The sequence below is a fragment of the Variovorax sp. ZS18.2.2 genome, from assembly GCF_024701975.1.
GTDB lineage: Bacteria > Pseudomonadota > Gammaproteobacteria > Burkholderiales > Burkholderiaceae_C > Variovorax.
Genome location: NZ_JANLNM010000008.1, coordinates 14,013 through 32,614 on the forward strand (window position 1 = coordinate 14,013; position 18,602 = coordinate 32,614).

The following is an 18,602-nucleotide window of genomic DNA, read 5'->3' on the forward strand; positions in this document are numbered from 1 at the left end:
AATGGATTATCCCGGCAACATCTTCGTGGTGGCCGCGCCCAGCGGGGCCGGCAAATCGAGCCTGGTCAAGGCGCTCATGGAACTCGACTCGGCGGTCCAGCCGTCGGTGTCGCACACCACGCGACCGCCGCGCGGGCAGGAAAAGCACGGCCGCGAGTACTTTTTTGCCTCGCCCCCCGAATTCGACGCCCTGATCGCGGCGGACGGCTTCGTGGAATGGGCCCATGTGCACGGCCACCGGTACGGCACCTCCAAGAAGGCCATCGAGGAGCGGATCGCCCAGGGGGCCGACGTGATCCTCGAGATCGACTTTCAGGGCGCGCTCCAGATCCGCAAGACCTTCGCCAACGCGGTGATGATCTTCATCCTGCCGCCCAGCTGGGAAGAACTGCGCTCCCGGCTCGAACGGCGCGGCGAAGACAGTGCCTCGGTGATCGAACTGCGCCTGAAAAACGCCGCAGAAGAGATGGCCAGGGCCGGGGAATTCGACTTCGTTATAATCAACGAGTTATTTGAGCGGGCGCTTTTTGATCTCAAGGCGATTGTCCACGCTCAGCGTCTCCGGTATTCCGCACAGCGCCGCGCACGCGCCGATACCTTTGCCGCACTGAACATCCCCTGATCTCCTGCTCACCGACCGAAAGATACTCATCATGGCCCGCATCACCGTCGAAGATTGTCTGGTTCAGATTCCGAACCGCTTCCAGCTCGTCCTGGCCGCCACCTACCGTGCGCGCATGCTGAGCCAAGGCCACGCGCCCAAGATCGAGAGCAAGAACAAGCCCGCCGTCACGGCTCTGCGCGAAATCGCCGAAGGCAAGATCGGCATCGAAATGCTCAAGAAGGTGCCGGGCTGATCTGACGCAGCCCTGCAACGAAAAGGCACCGCAAAGCGGTGCTTTTTTTATGTCTGGACGCGTCCATGGAACGGTCACGCTAAAGTGGTAGCCATGAGCGCGGTCGCCAAACATCAGTCCCATGCCCCATCGGGGGGCACGCCGAAGCCGAGTCCGGCGGCGCTGAACGCGGCCGCCGCAAGCTTTGCCGCATTGACCGCGCGCCTCGACTACCTGGGCGCCGAAGACACCGAGCTGGTACGCCGCGCCTACCGCTTCGCCGACGAGGCCCATCTGGGCCAGTTGCGCAACAGCGGTGAGCCGTACATCACCCATCCCATCGCCGTGGCGGCGCAATGCGCCGAATGGAAGCTCGATGCCCAGGCGCTGATGGCCGCACTGCTGCACGACGCCATCGAGGACTGCGGCGTCACCAAGCCCGAGTTGATCGAGCGCTTCGGAGCCCCGGTGGCCGAACTGGTCGACGGGCTCACCAAGCTCGACAAGCTGCAGTTCAACACGCGCGAAGAAAACCAGGCCGAGTCGTTCCGCAAGATGCTGCTGGCCATGGCGCGCGATGTGCGCGTCATCCTGGTCAAGCTGGCCGACCGCACGCACAACATGCGCACGCTGGCCGATGCGCCGCGCGAGAAATGGGCCCGCATCTCGCGCGAAACGCTCGAGATCTACGCGCCGATCGCGCACCGCCTCGGCCTGAACCAGACCTACCGCGAGCTGCAGGAACTGTCGTTCCGGCACCTCAAGCCCTGGCGCTATGCCACGCTGTCCAAAGCGGTGGCCAAGGCGCGCGGGCGACGTCGCGATTTGATCCAGAAGGTGCAGAAAGAAGTCGAAGCAGCCTTCTCTTCCGCCGGCATGACGCTGCGGATCGCGGGGCGCGAGAAAACGCTCTACTCCATCTACCGCAAGATGGAAGAAAAACACCTGAGCTTCGCCCAGGTGACCGACATCTACGGCTTCCGCCTGATCGTACCGAACGTGATCGCCTGCTACACGGGCCTGGGCATCCTTCACCAGATGTACAAGCCGCTGCCCGGCAAGTTCAAGGACCACATCGCAATCGCCAAGCTCAACGGCTACCAGTCGCTGCACACCACGCTGGTGGGCCCGGCCGGCGTGAGCGTCGAGTTCCAGTTGCGTACCGAGGCGATGCACGTGGTGGCCGAATCCGGCGTGGCCGCGCACTGGCTCTACAAGGCGGCCGAGCCGAACGGGGCGAGCAACGACCGGCTGGGCACCAAGTGGCTGCAGTCGCTGCTCGACATCCAGGACGAGACGCGCGATGCCGCCGAGTTCTGGGATCACGTCAAGGTCGACCTGTTCCCCGACGCGGTCTACGTCTTCACGCCCAAGAGCCAGATCATGGCGCTGCCGCGCGGCGCGACGGTGGTCGACTTCGCCTACGCCATCCACAGCAACATCGGCGACCACACCTCGGCCGCGCGCATCAACGGCGACCAGGTGCCGCTGCGCACCGAGCTCAAGAACGGCGATGTGGTCGAGGTGATCACCGCGCCGGTGTCGACGCCCAACCCCGCCTGGCTCGGCTTCGTGCGAACGGGCCGGGCGCGCTCCAAGATCCGCCACTACCTCAAGACGCTGGCCCATGCCGAATCCGAAGGGCTCGGCGAAAAGTTGCTCGCACAGGCGCTGCGCGCCGAAGGCCTCGGCAAGCTACCCGACGAGGACGACGAGCACCAGGCCCTGTGGGAAAAGCTGCTGCGCTTCACCGGCAACCGCACCCGTTCCGAATTGCTGACCGACATCGGCCTGGGCAAACGCATCGCGAGCATCGTCGCCAAACGGCTCATGGCGCTGCTCGCCGAGCTGGGCGAACGTCCCGACGCCCTGCTGCTGAGCCGTGAACGCTTCATCCCGCACGAAGCCGTGTCGCAGGGCGCAGTCACGCTCGATGGCAGCGAGAACTCGTCGGTGCGCTTTGCGCTGTGCTGCCGCCCCATTCCGGGCGACCAGATCGTCGGGTACCTTGGGCATGGCGAAGGCTTGGTGGTGCACACCGAGGACTGCGGCGTCGGCCAGCGGCTGCGTCACAAGGACAGCGAACGATTCTTCGCGGTCGAATGGGCGGACGAGCCGACGCGCGCCTTCGAGACCGGCGTCGTGATCACCGTGCGCAACGACAAGGGCGTGCTGGCGCGCGTGGCCGCCACGCTGGCGGATGCGGAAGCAGACATCACGCACGTGGAAATGGCCGATGAGACGCCGCAGGATTCAACCGACCTGCGCTTCGTGATCGCCGTGCGCGACCGCATGCATCTCGACGCCGTGCTGCGCGCCGCCCGACGAACCGCGTCGGTGCTGACCGCGGCGCGAACAGTTCCGGTGCCCTGAAGAAAACCCGGCTGCGCGGCGCGTCAATCCGCTACCGGACGCGGTGCCGGATAGCTCACCGACAGGATCTCCACCTCATGCGCCCCGCCCGGCGTCACGAGCTTCACCACATCGCCTTCGCGTGACTTGAGCAAGGCCCGCGCGATCGGGGAGATCCAGCTGACCTGCGACTGGGCGCTGTCCGCTTCGTCGATGCCGAGAATCGTGATGGTGCGCTCGTCGCCGCCCGTCTCGTCGACATAGCGAACCGTGGCACCGAAGAAGATCTGATCGCTGCCGTGGTGCACCGATGGATCCGTGACTTCCGCGATCTCGAGACGCTTGGTGAGAAAACGAATGCGCCGGTCGATCTCGCGCAGGCGCTTCTTGCCGTAGAGATAGTCGCCATTCTCCGAGCGATCGCCGTTCTTGGCAGCCCAATGCACGGCTTCAACAACCTTCGGGCGCTCCTCGTCCATCAGTTGGAGCAGCTCGTCGCGCAGCCGCGCATACCCCGCTGGCGTGATGTAGTTCTTGCTGCCGGCCGGCAACGAAGGCGCAGCGCCATCGGCGCCGTCGTCATCCGCGTCGTTGTCGGTTTCCTTGGTGAATGCCTTGTTCAACGAAGAACCTTTATTGATCAGGAAGTACAGGTGGCCCGCGTCGCATCAGCCCAGGTCCGAGCGCTTGCAATCGAACATCATGTTCGGCTCGACACTTCGCAAGGCGGGCACCTTGTTGACGAATACCACCCCCGCCCTCGCCAATTGCCAATCGCCGGACTTGAACAGCCTGAAGAGGCTCGTGACCTCGTCGCCGGCAGCAGGAATGGCGTTGAAGAGATAGATGGGCTCGCCGGAGGATGTGCCGTCCATGCTCACCAGCTCGGCGCGCATCTTGCCCATGGTTTCCGTGTCCTTCGTCCTGGAGCGCACGATGTCCATGCTCACTGTGCGCGAGTGCTCGTCGATCGCGATCCTGCGAATCCAGTTGAATGAGCCGGCCGCGCTGCTGGGGCTCGGCACGCATGCGATGGTTCCCGCAGACGCTGAGCCCGCTGCTGAAAGCAGCAAGAGCAGTTGCCATGCGAGCCGCGTGGTTCGAGTGTTCATGGCCGGGACTTTAGCGCCCCGACGCGAGGGCGACAGCAGCCACTCAAGTACCAGCCCTTGATTCGAATTCAGGCATGCGGCGCCCCAAAAGAAAATGGCCTAGAAGGTAAACCTTCTAGGCCATTCAAGAGAGTGGTGCGGCTGGCAGGAATTGAACCCACGACCCCTTGGTTCGTAGCCAAGTACTCTATCCAACTGAGCTACAGCCGCACAGCTTGCAATTATAGCATGCGTTTTTTGACCTTCTGGACTTGCATGATCGAAAGTTGCAAATGCAGTGTTGGTAGGCCGTGATGGGCTTGAACCATCGACCAACGGATTATGAGTCCGCTGCTCTAACCAACTGAGCTAACGGCCCACTGGGTCACGATTCTATTCGCCGCCGCAGCCTACTTGCGATGGCTCAGCGCATTGCTCACCAGCCGCGACGTGATGTCGACGATCTGGATCATGCGCTCGTAGGGCATGCGCGTCGGGCCGATCACGCCCAGCGTGCCCACCACCTGCCCGTCGACTTCATAGTTGGCACTGACGATGGAGAGCTCTTCGAACGGCACCACCTGGCTTTCACCGCCGATGAAGATGCGCACGCCCTCGGCCTTGCTCGACACATCGAGCAGGCGCATCAACTGGGCCTTCTGCTCGAAGAGCTCGAAGGCGCGGCGCAGTTGGCCCATGTCGCTGGAGAAGTCGGTCACCGCGAGCAGGTTGCGTTCGCCTGAGATCACGACGTCGTCTTCCTGCGCCTCGGTCAGCACTTCGGAACTCACCTGGACCGCCGCCTGCATCAGCGCGGCGATTTCTCCGCGCAGCTTCTCGACCTCTGACTGCAGACGGTCGCGCACCTGCTCGATCGTCAGACCCGCGTAATGCGCGTTGATGTAGTTGGAAGCTTCGACCAGCTGCGACTGCGAATAGTCGGCCTCCGGAAAGATCACCCGGTTCTGCACGTCGCCATCGGGCGAGACGATGATCACGAGCAGCCGGTTCTCGGACAGACGCAGGAATTCGATCTGCTTGAACACCGAGGCGCGGCGCGGCGCCATCACGACGCCGACGAACTGCGAAAGGTTCGACAGGATGTTCGCCGCGTTGGCGATCACCTTCTGCGGCTGGTCGGGTGCGAGGCTCGGCGTGCTCATCTGCTCGCGCTGCGCGGTCAGCATGGTGTCCACGAACAGGCGGTAGCCGCGATGGGTCGGGATGCGGCCGGCCGAGGTGTGCGGACTGGCAATCAGCCCCAGCGCCTCGAGGTCGGACATGACGTTGCGGATGGTCGCCGGCGACAGATCCAGCCCCGAAGAGCGCGACAGCGTGCGTGACCCGACGGGTTGCCCGTCGGCGATGTAGCGCTCGACGAGCGTCTTGAGCAGCAACTTGGCACGGTCGTCCAGCATTGCAAGATTTTAGTGTTGTAATTTGTGAGATATGACCTCCCGCTTCCGTCACGTCGCCCTGATCGGCAAATACCAGGCTTCCGGCGCCAGAGCGCAGGCGGATGCGCGCGACGGCGTTATGGAGACCATCGGCACCTTCCTGGAATCGCAAGGTTGCAAGGTCTTCGTCGAGCGTTCGACCTGCGAGGAGGAAGACGCCGACGCCCCCGCCCATCCACGCTACGAAGCCCTCTCGGTCGAGGAAATCGGCCAGCGCTGCGACCTCGGCCTCGTGGTCGGCGGCGACGGCACCATGCTCGGCATCGGCCGGCAGCTCGCCAGCTACGGCATCCCGCTGATCGGCATCAACCGCGGCCGGCTCGGCTTCATCACCGACATCCCACTGGATAACTTCCAGGCCACGCTCATTCCCATGCTGGCCGGCGAATACGAGGAAGACCACCGCAGCCTGATGCACGCACAGGTCATGCGCGACGGCGTCTCAGTGTTCGATGCCCTCGCGATGAACGATGTGGTGGTCAACCGCGGCGCCACTTCGGGCATGGTCGAGTTGCGCGTGTCGGTGGGCCGCCATTTCGTGGCCAACCAGCGCGCCGACGGCCTGATCATCGCCACGCCCACCGGATCGACCGCCTATGCGCTGTCGGCCGGCGGGCCCTTGCTTCATCCGGCCGTGCCCGGATGGGTGCTGGTGCCGATCGCACCGCACACGCTCTCGAACCGCCCGGTGCTGCTGCCCGATGCCGACGAGATCGTGATCGAGCTGGTCGGCGGACGCGACGCCAGCGCCAATTTCGACATGCAGTCACTGGCCTCGCTCGCGATCGGCGATCGCGTGGTGGTGCGCCGCTCCGACTTCCGGGTGCGCTTTCTGCACCCGCGCGGCTGGAGCTATTTCGACACGCTGCGCAAGAAACTTCATTGGAACGAAGGGGGCTCCTGACATGGCGCTGCGACGCATCGCACTGCGCGACTTCGTGATCGTGCGATCACTCGAACTCGACCTGTCCGGCGGCTTCACGGTATTGACCGGTGAAACCGGCGCGGGCAAATCCATCTTGATCGACGCGCTGCAACTGGCGCTGGGCAACCGGGCCGACGCGGGCGCCGTGCGTGAAGGCGCCGAGCGCCTGGACGTGAGCGCCGAATTCGACGCCGACCCGGCCCTGGGCAGTTGGCTCGACGAAGGCGGCTTCGAAGCCGGCGACGCGCTGCTGCTGCGCCGCACCGTCGACCTGCAGGGACGCAGCCGCGGCTGGATCAACGGCAGCCCCGCCACCGCCACGCAGCTGCGCGAACTCGGCGATCGCCTGCTCGACATCCACGGCCAGCACGCCTGGCAGAGCCTCACGCGCCCCGAGGCCGTGCGCGGCCTGCTCGACGCCTACGCGGGCGTACGCACCGATGCGCTCGACGCCGCCTGGCAGGGTTGGCGCCAGGCCCTCTCCGCCCTCGAACACGCGCGCTCGGCGCAAGACTCGCTGCAGCGCGAACGCGAGCGGCTGCAGTGGCAGATCTCCGAGGTCGCCAAGCTCGCGCCCGGCACCGACGAGTGGGAAGAGCTGTCGACCAATCATTCGCGCATCTCCAATGCCCAGGCGCTGATCGACGCGGCGCAGGGCGCGAGCCAGGCGCTCGAAGACGACGACAACGGCGCGCTGTCCGCGCTCACCCGCGCGGCCGCGCTGCTGAAGGACTGCGAGCACATCGAGCCCGAATTCCGCACGCTGGGCGAGGTGCTCGCATCCTGCGTGGCGCAGGCCTCGGACGCCGCCCACACACTGCACGGTTACCTGCGCGACGCCGAGGCCGATCCGCAGAGCCTCGCCGAGCTGGACGAACGCATGGGCCTCTGGATGTCGCTCGCGCGCCGCTACAAGCGCACGCCCAGCGAACTGCCCGCGCTGCTGGCCGGCTGGCAAGCCGAACTGCAGGCGCTCGATGCGCAAAGCGATCTCGACGGCCTGGAACGCGCCGAGCAGAACGCGCAGCAGGCCTACCTGAAAGAAGCCAAGGCGCTCGGCAAGGCCCGCAAGCAAGCCGCACCTCGCCTCGCCCAAGCCGTCACGCAAGCCATGCAGGGCCTCGGCATGCAGGGCGGACGCTTCGAGGTCGAACTGCAGCCGCTGGCACAACCCAGCCGCGCGGGCCTCGAAGACATTGCCTTCCTCGTGGCCGGCCACACCGGCAGCACGCCGCGCGCGATCGGCAAGGTGGCGTCTGGCGGCGAACTCTCGCGCATCGCGCTGGCCATCGCCGTGACGACCAGCCAGCTCGGCGCCGCGCAGACGCTGATCTTCGACGAGGTCGATGCCGGCGTCGGCGGTGCCGTCGCCGAGACCGTCGGCCGCCTCATGAAGCAACTCGGCCGCGACCGCCAGGTGCTGGCCGTGACCCACCTGCCGCAGGTGGCCGCCTGCGCTGACCATCACCTCGTCGTGGCCAAGCGCCAGACGGCGGGCGCCGGCAAGGACGGCCCGCGCACCGAGAGCGGCGTGTCGCGGCTCGACGACGACACCCGCGCCAACGAAATCGCCCGCATGCTGGGCGGCGAGAAGGTCTCGCAGACCTCGCTCGCGCACGCCCGCGAGATGCTGGGCCACAAGACCTCGGCGGCCACGCCATGAGCGCAGCGCCGGGCCGCCCCAAGCAAGCGAACGCCCCCTTGGGGGGCGACGCTTACACGTCAGTGAAGCGGCTGGGGGCACCATGAACCTCGATCTGGTGCTCATCACCGGCATGTCGGGCTCAGGCAAGTCCGTGGCGCTGCATGCGCTGGAAGACGCCGGCTACTACTGCGTCGACAACCTGCCGCCCGAACTACTGACCTCGTTCATCGCGCTGCAGCACGAGCAACATGCCACGCGCGTGGCCATCGCGATGGACGTGCGCAGCGGCGTGTCGCTGCCGATCGTTCCGCAGCAGCTCGAAGCGTTGCGCCACGACGGCGTGTCGCTGCGTTCGCTGTTCCTCGACGCGACCACCGACGCGTTGCTGCGCCGCTATTCGGAAACCCGCCGGCGCCATCCGCTCTCGCGCCAGGAAGGCCGCACCGACGTGCCGGAACAGCACCGCGTGCTGATGCAGGCCATCGAGCTCGAGCGCGAATTGCTCGCCGACCTGCGCGACGGCGCTGACGTGATCGACACCAGCCTCATCCGCCCCGCGCAATTGCAGAGCTACATCAAGGCACTGATCTCCGCGCCGCAGAGCGCGCTCACGCTGGTGTTCGAATCGTTCGCCTTCAAGCGCGGCGTCCCGCTCGATGCGGACTACGTGTTCGACGTGCGCATGCTGCCCAACCCGCACTACGTGCCCGCACTGCGCGCACTCACGGGCCGCGACACGCCGGTGATCGAGTGGCTGCGCGAGCATGAAGACGTGGCGCGCATGTACGGCGACATCGAGCAGTTTCTGTCGCACTGGCTCGATGCGCTGGCGCGCGACCATCGAAGCTACGTCACGGTGGCCATCGGCTGCACGGGCGGACAGCACCGCTCGGTATTCCTCGTCGAGCAATTGGCGCACACCTTCGGCGCCCGCTGGGGTGCGCTCAAGCGCCACCGCGAACTGGACGCCAGCTAGCTAGGCCGCGCTACGGCTCTCCAGCAGCTTGCGCACCGGCGCCGGCAGTCCCAGCCGGGCCCATTCTTCCGCCTCGACCCAGCGCGCAACGTCGCCCTGCGGTTGCACGCCTTCCAGCAGCACCGGGTGCAGGTGCAGGTCTTTGTGGGTCAGAACATGGACGAAGGGAGGGAGGTCTTGCGCGCCGTGCTGTGCGGCGGATGGCAGCGCTGCGAGCAAATCGTCGCGGCTGTCGAACACCGGCAGGCAATGGAGCCCGGCCCAGATGCCTTTGGCCGGCCGCTTCTCCAGCCAGACGCGCCCCTGTGCATCCCGCGCCAGCAGCACCCAGAGCGACTGCGCACTGCGCTTGAGCTTGCGTGTCTTGACGGGGTAGCGCTCCGGTGAGCCTTCGCGCAAACCCACGCAGGTCTTGTCGACCGGGCAGATCATGCAGCTGGGCTTGCGTGGCAGGCAGACGGTGGCGCCGAGGTCCATCACCCCCTGCGTGTAGCTCGCGATCGCTTCGCGATCTTCGGCGGGAGGAAGGAGCTGCGTCGCCTGGTCCCACAGTGCGCGCTCCTGCGCGGACGAAGACATGTCGCCGCCGAAACCGAGCACGCGCGTGAGCACGCGCTTCACGTTGCCGTCGAGGATGGCCACGCGCTCGCCGAAGCAGAACGCCGCGATCGCCGCCGAGGTGGAGCGGCCGATGCCGGGCAAGGTCACGAGCTCCGCCGCGGTATGCGGAAACTCGCCGCCGAATCGCTCGACCACTTCCTGCGCGCAGCGGTGCATGTTGCGCGCTCGGCTGTAGTAGCCAAGCCCGCTCCAGAGCCCGAACACCTCGTCCTCGGTGCCCGCGGCCAGCGCCCTCACGTCGGGAAAGCGTTCGAGAAAGCGCGCGAAGTAGCCGAGCACCGTCGACACCTGCGTCTGCTGGAGCATCACCTCCGACAGCCAGACGCGGTACGGGTCGCGGGTGTTCTGCCACGGCAACTCGCTGCGCCCGTGGCTGCGCTGCCAGCTGACGATCTGCGCAGCGAAATCCGACGGCATCTGCTGCGAACCGGCTGCCGCCGTGGAAGCGGAACGCTCAGGCCGCACGCAACTCGCTGAAGGGGACTGCAGCAGCCTGCGGCTTGCCTTGCTGCGTGATCAGCGAAGTGAATTCACGCAGGCGGGCGTGCAGCTCGGCCAGGTTGGTCTCCTGCGCCGCCAGCTCGAGCAGTCGTTCGTCGAGATTGCCCGCCGCGTTCTGGATGCGCTCGATCGCCTCGATGCGCTTGCTGAAGTTGCGGCGGCGCTCCTTGAGCTGCGCATCGATCTGCGCGCTCGCGCCCTTGCTCCAGCGCTCGACCTCGGTCATCGCGGCCTCATTGACCAGGCGCAGGCGGCTGGCCAGCGCACGAACCAGCTTGTCGCAGAAATCGGCCTGCGCGAGCTTGAGCAGGTTGCCCACGCCCAGGTAGTGGATGTGGCTGCGCTCGATCTGGCTCAGCTCCTGCTCGAAGCCGGTGAGATCGGGCTCGGCGGGCGCCTGCAGGGTGAAACCCTGCTCGGCGTTGAGTTGGCGGAAAGTGGCGTGCAGCATCGACTGGATCTCGGCCGTCGTCGCCTGCACTTCGCGCAGGTTGTTGCGCAGCGAATCGAAGGTCTCGCCGTACACCTTGCGCACATTGAGCTTGATGCCGGGGCGCTTGAGCGCCGCCGACAGCCGCACCATGTCGGCCTTCAGCGCGGTGCGGCCCAGCACGGCATACACCTCGCGCAGCAGCTTGCCCTGCACCGAGCGCAGCGCCAGGATGCGGGTGTTGCTGCCCTCGAACTCGGCGTGTTCCTGGTCGATGCGCGAGCGCATGTGGCGGATCACCGAGACGTTCTTGCCGCGAAGGCCCTGCAGCTCGAGCGCCTGCTCCGACAGGTCGCGCTGGCGCACCTTCAGGATGCGTTCGGCCTCGGTGCGCAGCGCAGTCATGCCGGCATCGACGGCCAGGCGCAGCATGGTCTCGCGCTTGCCAAGCACGCCTTCGCCCAGCAGGGCTTCGAGCGCGGGCAGCCGGCTGGCTTCGAGCAGCCGGGGGTCATGCTGGATCTTGGCCTGCAGGCCCTTCTGCGCGGACACCGGCAGCACCTGTGCAAGCGGCACTTCGAGCAGCCGGGCCGCGCTGTCGCGCTGTCGCTCGATCTGCAGTTCGATCTGCGCGTGGGTGCTCAGCGAGTCCCACATCGTGTCGATCTTGTTGAGCACGACGAAGCGCGTGTCGCCGCCTTCGTCCTCGGTGATCAGGTGTTCGCGCCAGATCGACAGGTCGGAGCGCGTCACGCCGGTTTCGGCGCCCAGGATGAAGACCACGGCGTGCGCCTGCGGGATCAAGCTCACCGTCAGCTCAGGCTCGGCGCCGATCGCGTTCAGGCCGGGGGTGTCGAGAATGACCAGACCCTGCTCCAGCAAGGGGTGCGGCATGTTCAAGACGGCATGGCGCCAACGCGGAATTTCGACGCGGCCTTCGGCGTCCTGCACCGGGTTGTCGTCGGGCGTCTCGGGGTTCCAGAAGCCGAGCGCGCGGGCCTCGTCCTTGCTCACCCAGCGGACTTCGGCCACCTTGCCCATGGCCTGTGCCAGTTGCTCGGCGTTGCCGACCTCGATCGGGATCTCGGTCCAGCGGGTCGACTTCTCGCGCCAGTGGGTCAGCGAATGCGGCTCCAGACGGGTTTCGATCGGCAGCAGCCGCAGCTTGGGCGCCAGCGCCGGGTCGTAGCCCAGCTCGGTCGGACACATCGTGGTCCGCCCCGCGCTCGCGGGCATGATGCGGCGCCCGTAGTCGGCAAAGAAGATCGCATTGATCAGCTCCGACTTGCCGCGTGAGAACTCGGCCACGAACGCGACCATCACCTTGCTGGTGCGGATCTGCAGTTCCAGGCCCCTCAGGCGCTCGGCCACGGCCTGGTCGAGCAGCTCGTTCTCGGTCAGCCAGCGGGACAGCCACTGCAGCCGATGGGCGAAATTGCTCCGCCACGCACCGTGCTGATCGAGTTGTTGGTTGAAAGAGCGGCTCAAGGGAAATGTGTAAGAAAGAACTTACAAATATAGCATCGCAAACCGCGCAGCGGCCGTTTGCAGGGTATTCATTCGACGCCGCAACACGCTACTTTTGACAATTAGGACAGAAATAAGTGGAGCGCTGCCCCTGGCGGAGCTGCCGGATCGGCGTTGCGCAGACCCGACACGGCTCGCCGGCCCGGCCATAAACGGTGGCTTCGAGCTGGAAATAGCCGTTCTGCCCATCCACGTTGGAGAAGTCGCGCAGCGTGCTCCCCCCCTTTTCCACCGCCCTGGCCAGGATTTCGCGCACCGCCGCATGAAGCTTGGCCGCCCGTGGCCGACTGATGCGCGCAGCCGACAGCGTCGGGCGGATGCCAGCCTGGAACAGCGCCTCGGACGCATAGATGTTGCCGACACCCACCACCACGTCGCCCGCCAGCAGCACCTGCTTGACCGCCGTCTTTCGCTTGCGAAGGCCCGCGTGGAAGGCATCGAGGTCGAAGGCGTCGCCCAGCGGCTCCATCCCCAGTCCGCCGAGCAGCTTGATGGCCCAGGGCGCAGCCTCGTCCTCCACATAGACCACGGCGCCGAAGCGGCGTGGATCGTTCAATCGCAGGGTGCCGCGATCGGTGACGAGATCGAAGTGATCGTGCGTGCCGGGCGGCGGGAGCGCCGCGTCGAAGCGCAGGCTGCCCGACATTCCCAAATGCAAGAGGAGCAGGCCCTGGTCCAGGTCGATCAGCAAGTATTTGCCGCGGCGCCGCACCTCGCGCACATGCCGCCCGACCAGTGCCTCGGGCACGACCATCAAGGCCCAGCGCAGCGGTTTTCCGATGCGCACGGATTCGATGCGTGCACCGGCGATGCGGTCGGCAAAACCGCGGCGGGTGACTTCGACTTCGGGTAACTCAGGCATGAAAGTAAAACTCCGGCGAAGACGAAGCCCCACGCGACGCTCGTTCAAAAGCCTCGATTATCATGATTCGATGATTCCATCGCCCCGCCGACACCGCCTTGCGGCGGCCGCATCTCTCGTGTTGCTGGCTTGCGCGGCGCACGCGCAAACCTCCGATCCCGCCGCCCCCAACAGCCCGGCGCCCATCATCGAGCGCAACGCACCGCCGAGGCCGGCGGTCCGACCCCGGGTCACCGCCCCGAAGCCTGCCAGCGAACCCGCGGCGCAACCGTCGGCGCTGACGGCCGACCTGTTCTACGAAATCCTGATGGGCGAGATGACGGCCCGCTCCGGCGACCCCGGCTCCGGCTATGCGCTGGTGCTCGACGCGGCACGCCGGCTGCGCGACGGGAAGCTGTTCCAGCGGGCGGTCGAGATCGCGCTGCAGTCGCGCTCCGGCGACGCCGCGCTGGCTGCGGCCCGCGCCTGGCAAGAGGCGCTGCCCACGTCGCGCGATGCACGGCGCATCGAATTGCAGATCCTGATCGCGCTGAATCGCATCGGCGAAACGGTCGAACCCCTTCGCGCCGAAGTCGCGGCCACCTCGCAGATCGAGCGTCCGCTCCTGATGGCGGTGATCGCGCGCAACTACTCGCGCGCCTCCGACAAGAAACTGGCCGCCTCGGTGGTCGAACGGGCACTGGTCGACGAGCTCAAGAGCCCGACCACCGGCGGCCTGGCCTGGGCCACCGTGGGCCGGCTGCGCCTCAATGCCGGAGACAACTCCGGCGCCCTGGAGGCCGCGCGCAAGGGCCAGGAGGTCGACCCGGCCTCCGACGCCCCGCCCGCGCTGGCGCTCGAGCTGATCGATCCCAACCAGCCGCTGGCCGAGCCGATCGTGACGCGCTACCTCGCGAGCAACACCAAGGCCACGCCCGACCTGCGCATCGCCTATGCGCGCGTGCTGGTCGAGAACCGTCGCTACAGCGACGCCCAGACGCAGCTGCAGGCACTCACCACGGCGCGCCCTGAACTGGCGGAGCCCTGGCTGCTGCTCGGCAGCCTGCAGATGCAGGCCAAGCAAGACAGCGCGGCCGAGACCTCGCTCAAGCGCTACATCGAGCTTTCCTCGAGCCAAAGCAACAAGGACGTTGACGCGGCCGACCGCAAACGCGGCGTGACGCAGGCCTACCTCGCCCTGTCGCAGCTGGCGGAACGACGCAAGGACCTCGCGGGCGCGGAGCGCTGGCTCGCGCGCATCGACAGCACCGAGGACCTGACGCTCGCCCAGACCCGCCGCGCAGGCCTGCTGGCACGCCAGGGCAAGCTGCCCCAGGCACGCGAAGTCATCCGCGCCCTGCCTGAGCGCACGCCCGATGACAAGAAGCAGAAATTCCTCGCCGAAGTGCAGTTGCTGCGCGACGCCAAGCAATACCAGGCGGCCTACGACATGCTGGCGCAGGCTTCCGCGGCCGCACCCGACGATGGCGACCTGGTCTACGACCAGGCCATGGTGGCCGAGAAGCTGAACCGCCTGGACGACATGGAGCGGCTGCTGCGCCGGTTGATCCAGCTGAAGCCCGAAAGCCAGAACGCCTACAACGCCCTGGGCTACTCGTTCGCCGATCGCAAGATCCGGCTCGACGAAGCCCGCACGCTGATCCAGAAGGCGGTGCAGCTGGCGCCGGAAGATCCATTCATCGCCGACAGCCTGGGCTGGGTCGAGTTCCGACTCGGCAACACGGCCGAGGCCATCCGCATCCTCGAAGCCGCCTACAAGACCCGGCCCGATCCCGAGATCGGCGCGCACTTCGGCGAAGTGCTGTGGAGCATCGGCCAGAAGGATCGCGCAGTGACGATCTGGAAGGAAGCGCTGCTGAGCGATGCGGAAAACGAGACGCTGCAGGAAACGCTCAAGCGCCTGCGCGTCAAGCCGTGACCTTGCTCGCCCCCGGGTTGCACGCCGGTCGCCGCGGCTTTCTGGCGGCGGGCGGGGCCACTCTTCTTTTGATAGCAGGCTGCGCCCAGTTGACGGGCGGATCATCGGCGCCGCGAGGCTCGGACAGTTGGAGCGGCCGCATGTCGCTGCGCATCGACAGCGAACCGGTCCAAACCTTTGCCGCGCTCTTCGAGTTGCGCGGCTCGGCCGATACCGGCGAACTCACGCTGACGACCCCGATCGGCAGCACGCTGGCCCAATTGCACTGGTCGCCAGGCGAGGCCTTGCTGAAGAACGGCAGCGACACCCGCCGCTATGAATCCGTCGATGCACTGATCGAAGCCGCCACCGGCGCGGCGATCCCCGTTGGCGCGTTGTTCGGCTGGCTGGCCGGACGCAACGAAAGCGTGCCCGGCTGGCGCCCCGACCTGGGCCAGCTCGCGAACGGGCGCCTGCAGGCCACGCGCGAGTCCCCGAGCCCCCGGGCGGACCTGCGCATCGTGTTCGAACGGTCATGAAGGCCCTCTACGACCTTCCCGCACCGGCCAAGCTCAACCTGTTCCTGCACATCACCGGCCGGCGCGACGACGGCTACCACCTGCTGCAGTCCGTCTTCATGCTGATCGACTGGTGTGACACGCTGCACGTCGAGCTGCGGCGCGACGGCCAGTTGACCCGCGAGGACCTCACGACCGAACTGCCCGCCGACGATCTCGTCCTGCGCGCAGCCCGTGCGCTGCAGGCGCATACCGCGCACGGCCAAGGCGCGCACATCGGGGTCGCGAAACACGTCCCGGCCCAGGCGGGGATGGGCGGCGGGTCTTCGGATGCCGCCACCTGCCTGCTGGCGCTCAACCGCCTGTGGAACCTGAACCTGCCCTTGTCCCGGCTCGCGCAGATCGGCTTGAAACTGGGCGCCGACGTGCCCTTCTTCCTCGGCGGACACCATGCTTGGGTCGAAGGCATCGGCGAGGAAATCACGCCCGTCACCCTGCCGTCGGCGCGCTTCGCCGTGGTCAAGCCCACCGAAGGTTTGGATACTCGCCTTATTTTTTCAGCGGATGATCTTGAACGCTCAACTCCTGTTGCTATAATCTCGGGCTTTGCTGCAGATAGCGAACAGCTTGAAGCCCAGAACCTAGATAACAAGGTTTTCGACTTCGGCCACAACGACCTGCAGCCGGTTGCCCAGCGACTTTGCCCCGCGGTCACCGATGCCATCGAATGGCTCGGCGCCCAAGGATTGAAGGCCCGGATGACCGGCTCCGGAAGTTCGGTGTTCGCAAAATTGCCGCAAGGGCCGCATGAAGCGGAACTGGTCGAAGCCCCTGCGGGCTGGCAGGTTCGTCAATGCAGCAATTTGGCTGTTCATCCTCTGGTAGGTTGGGCAGCCTGAAAATGGTCAGATCGCTTTTGCGGTCCGACGCGACATATATCGGTTGATGGTGCAAACCATCGACCCGTGTAGGGGAGTCGCCAAGCTGGTTAAGGCACTGGATTTTGATTCCAGCATGCAAAGGTTCGAATCCTTTCTCCCCTGCCAAATCTATTGAAACTGCGGTCTAACCCCCGCAGTGCTTTTCAAAACTGCGGCCTGATGGCCGCAGTGTTTCTTCTGCAGCACACCCGCTGCAATAATCGGCAGCCCACGGGCCGCCACGACTCAAAACCTTTTGGCGGCTTCCTCCAAGCCAATTTCGCACTGCCGGGACGCGCTCATGCAGGCTAATCACCCTGACTTCATGGTTTTCACCGGCAATGCCAATCCTGGCCTTGCCGCAGAAATCGCGCACAACCTCGGCACCTCGCTGGGCGCCGCACGCGTCGGTCGCTTCTCCGATGGAGAAGTCACTGTCGAGATCAACCAGAACGTCCGCGCACGCGACGTGTTCGTGGTGCAGTCTACCTGCGCACCGACCAACGAAAACCTGATGGAACTGCTGATCATGGTCGACGCGCTCAAGCGTGCATCGGCCGAGCGGATCAGCGCCGTGATTCCCTACTTCGGCTACGCCCGCCAGGACCGCCGCCCGCGTTCGAGCCGCGTGCCGATCTCGGCCAAGGTCGTGGCCAACCTGCTGGAAACCGTCGGCGTCGAGCGCGTGCTCACGATGGACCTGCACGCCGACCAGATCCAGGGCTTCTTCGACATCCCGGTCGACAACATCTACGCCTCGCCCGTGCTGCTGGGCGACCTGCGCGCCAAGAACTACGAAGACCTGATCGTGGTCTCGCCCGATGTCGGCGGCGTGGTTCGAGCCCGTGCGCTGGCCAAGCAACTGAATTGCGACCTCGCGATCATCGACAAGCGCCGCCCGAAGGCCAACGTCAGCGAAGTCATGAACGTGATCGGCGAGATCGACGGCCGCAACTGCGTGATCATGGACGACATGATCGACACGGCCGGCACGCTGGTCAAAGCGGCCGAAGTGCTGAAAGAGCGTGGCGCCAAGAGCGTCTACGCCTACTGCACACACCCGATCTTCTCGGGCCCGGCCATCGAGCGCATCACCAAGGGCACGGCCCTCGATGAAGTCGTTGTGACCAACACCATTCCCCTTTCCGATGCGGCCCTCGCATGTGGAAAGATCCGCCAGCTCTCCGTGGCACCGCTGATCGCCGAGACGATCCAGCGCATTGCCAAGGGCGAGTCGGTGATGAGTTTGTTCTCGGACCAGGACAACCTGTTCTGACCCGAGAGCCAAAGAGCGGGCTTCCTTCCGGAAGCCTTTTTGAATCGGAGTCGCACTGGTCGCGGTGGACTCTCACAGGAGCTAGTTATGAAATTCGTCGCTTTTGAGCGCGCCAAGCAGGGCACGGGTGCGAGCCGCCGTCTCCGCATCTCGGGCAAGACGCCCGGTATCGTCTACGGTGGTGAAGGCCAGCAGCCGCAGCTGATCGAGATCGATCACAACGCGCTGTGGCATGCCCTCAAGAAGGAAGCCTTCCACTCGTCGATCCTCGAAATGGAACTCGGCGACGCCTCCAGCAAGGTGCTGCTGCGCGACGTGCAGTACCACCCGTTCCGCCAGCTGGTGCAACACATCGACTTCCAGCGCGTCGATGCCAAGACCCGCCTGCACATGAAGGTGCCGCTCCACTTCAAGGGTGAAGAAGAGTCCGAAGCCGTCAAGACCGCGCACAACCTGGTGAACCACGTGATCACCGAGCTGGAAATCAGCTGCCTGCCGTCCGACCTGCCCGAGTTCATCGAAGTGGACCTCTCCGGTCTCACGAAGAACGCCACGCTGCACGTCAACGACATCAAGCTGCCCAAGGGCGTGAAGTACGTGAGCCACGGCAAGAACAACCCGGTCATCGTGTCGGCCGTGCCGCCGCTGGTCGCCGAAGAGCCGGCACCTGCCGCTGACGGTGCAGCACCTGCCGAAGGCGCCGCACCGGCTGCCGGTGGCAAGCCTGCCGCCAAGACGGCCAAGCCCGCCGCGAAGAAGTAATTCTTC

The 18,602-nt window shown here is 65.9% G+C and carries 17 protein-coding genes and 3 tRNA genes; 12 read left to right on the forward strand and 8 right to left on the reverse strand.

What is annotated here, in order from left to right; translation table 11 throughout:
• The first annotated feature begins 1 nt into the window (after position 1).
• The 3 genes from gmk to NU688_RS25525 all read left to right on the forward strand — a co-directional run bounded on the left by gmk (position 2) and on the right by NU688_RS25525 (position 3,209).
• Positions 2–622 carry a guanylate kinase gene (gene gmk, locus NU688_RS25515; RefSeq protein ID WP_013543329.1) on the forward strand — a complete coding sequence of 207 codons (621 nt, stop codon included), beginning with the start codon at positions 2–4 and terminating at the stop codon, positions 620–622.
• Between the two features lie 31 nt (positions 623–653).
• The gene (gene rpoZ / locus NU688_RS25520; RefSeq protein ID WP_013543330.1) at positions 654–857 is read left to right on the forward strand and encodes a DNA-directed RNA polymerase subunit omega; all 204 of its coding nucleotides are present in this window, start codon (positions 654–656) and stop codon (positions 855–857) included.
• Positions 858–950: 93 nt separating this feature from the next.
• Positions 951–3,209 (forward strand): bifunctional (p)ppGpp synthetase/guanosine-3',5'-bis(diphosphate) 3'-pyrophosphohydrolase, encoded by a 2,259-nt coding sequence (locus NU688_RS25525; protein WP_257863632.1) that lies wholly within the window; start codon positions 951–953, stop codon positions 3,207–3,209.
• 23 nt (positions 3,210–3,232) lie between these two features.
• Here the strand turns inward: NU688_RS25525 and greB are convergent, their stop codons facing one another.
• The 5 genes from greB to hrcA all read right to left on the reverse strand — a co-directional run bounded on the left by greB (position 3,233) and on the right by hrcA (position 5,697).
• Positions 3,233–3,811, reverse strand: a complete 579-nt coding sequence (gene greB, locus NU688_RS25530; RefSeq protein WP_257863633.1) for a transcription elongation factor GreB — start codon at positions 3,809–3,811, stop codon at positions 3,233–3,235.
• A 45-nt stretch (positions 3,812–3,856) separates the two neighbouring features.
• Positions 3,857–4,300, reverse strand: coding sequence for a hypothetical protein (locus tag NU688_RS25535; protein WP_257863634.1), 444 nt, complete (start codon positions 4,298–4,300; stop codon positions 3,857–3,859).
• Between the two features lie 133 nt (positions 4,301–4,433).
• Positions 4,434–4,510: transfer RNA gene (locus NU688_RS25540), tRNA-Arg, on the reverse strand.
• A 71-nt stretch (positions 4,511–4,581) separates the two neighbouring features.
• Positions 4,582–4,658: transfer RNA gene (locus tag NU688_RS25545), tRNA-Ile, on the reverse strand.
• A 31-nt stretch (positions 4,659–4,689) separates the two neighbouring features.
• Positions 4,690–5,697, reverse strand: a complete 1,008-nt coding sequence (hrcA, locus tag NU688_RS25550; RefSeq protein ID WP_013543356.1) for a heat-inducible transcriptional repressor HrcA — start codon at positions 5,695–5,697, stop codon at positions 4,690–4,692.
• A gap of 31 nt (positions 5,698–5,728) precedes the next feature.
• On the opposite strand from hrcA, the gene NU688_RS25555 reads away from it, so the two are divergent.
• From NU688_RS25555 to rapZ, 3 genes are all read left to right on the forward strand, one after another.
• Positions 5,729–6,640, forward strand: a complete 912-nt coding sequence (locus NU688_RS25555; protein WP_257863635.1) for an NAD kinase — start codon at positions 5,729–5,731, stop codon at positions 6,638–6,640.
• A gap of 1 nt (position 6,641) precedes the next feature.
• The gene (gene recN / locus NU688_RS25560) at positions 6,642–8,324 is read left to right on the forward strand and encodes a DNA repair protein RecN (protein WP_257863636.1); all 1,683 of its coding nucleotides are present in this window, start codon (positions 6,642–6,644) and stop codon (positions 8,322–8,324) included.
• A gap of 82 nt (positions 8,325–8,406) precedes the next feature.
• Positions 8,407–9,282, forward strand: a complete 876-nt coding sequence (gene rapZ / locus NU688_RS25565) for an RNase adapter RapZ (protein ID WP_257863637.1) — start codon at positions 8,407–8,409, stop codon at positions 9,280–9,282.
• Here the strand turns inward: rapZ and mutY are convergent, their stop codons facing one another.
• From mutY to mutM, 3 genes are all read right to left on the reverse strand, one after another.
• Positions 9,283–10,320 (reverse strand): A/G-specific adenine glycosylase, encoded by a 1,038-nt coding sequence (gene mutY / locus NU688_RS25570; protein ID WP_257863638.1) that lies wholly within the window; start codon positions 10,318–10,320, stop codon positions 9,283–9,285.
• A 37-nt stretch (positions 10,321–10,357) separates the two neighbouring features.
• A complete protein-coding gene (locus NU688_RS25575; protein ID WP_257863639.1) occupies positions 10,358–12,322 on the reverse strand; it encodes a dynamin family protein in 1,965 nt (654 codons plus the stop codon).
• 88 nt (positions 12,323–12,410) lie between these two features.
• Positions 12,411–13,223, reverse strand: a complete 813-nt coding sequence (gene mutM / locus NU688_RS25580) for a bifunctional DNA-formamidopyrimidine glycosylase/DNA-(apurinic or apyrimidinic site) lyase (protein ID WP_257863993.1) — start codon at positions 13,221–13,223, stop codon at positions 12,411–12,413.
• A gap of 70 nt (positions 13,224–13,293) precedes the next feature.
• On the opposite strand from mutM, the gene NU688_RS25585 reads away from it, so the two are divergent.
• The 6 genes from NU688_RS25585 (at position 13,294) to NU688_RS25610 (ending at position 18,596) form a co-directional block, all read left to right on the forward strand.
• Positions 13,294–15,141 (forward strand): tetratricopeptide repeat protein, encoded by a 1,848-nt coding sequence (locus tag NU688_RS25585; protein WP_257863644.1) that lies wholly within the window; start codon positions 13,294–13,296, stop codon positions 15,139–15,141.
• A gap of 140 nt (positions 15,142–15,281) precedes the next feature.
• Positions 15,282–15,659: a lipoprotein insertase outer membrane protein LolB gene (locus NU688_RS25590; RefSeq protein WP_257863645.1), complete on the forward strand. Its 378-nt coding sequence runs from the start codon at positions 15,282–15,284 to the stop codon at positions 15,657–15,659.
• A complete protein-coding gene (gene ispE / locus NU688_RS25595; protein ID WP_257863646.1) occupies positions 15,656–16,537 on the forward strand; it encodes a 4-(cytidine 5'-diphospho)-2-C-methyl-D-erythritol kinase in 882 nt (293 codons plus the stop codon). The genes NU688_RS25590 and ispE overlap by 4 nt, the downstream gene beginning before the upstream one ends.
• Positions 16,538–16,607: 70 nt before the next feature.
• A tRNA-Gln gene (locus NU688_RS25600) sits at positions 16,608–16,684 on the forward strand.
• Between the two features lie 175 nt (positions 16,685–16,859).
• A complete protein-coding gene (locus NU688_RS25605) occupies positions 16,860–17,834 on the forward strand; it encodes a ribose-phosphate pyrophosphokinase (RefSeq protein ID WP_013543366.1) in 975 nt (324 codons plus the stop codon).
• Positions 17,835–17,921: 87 nt separating this feature from the next.
• Entirely contained in the window at positions 17,922–18,596 is a 675-nt protein-coding gene (locus NU688_RS25610) for a 50S ribosomal protein L25/general stress protein Ctc (protein WP_257863647.1), read from the forward strand.
• The last annotated feature ends 6 nt before the right edge of the window (positions 18,597–18,602 follow it).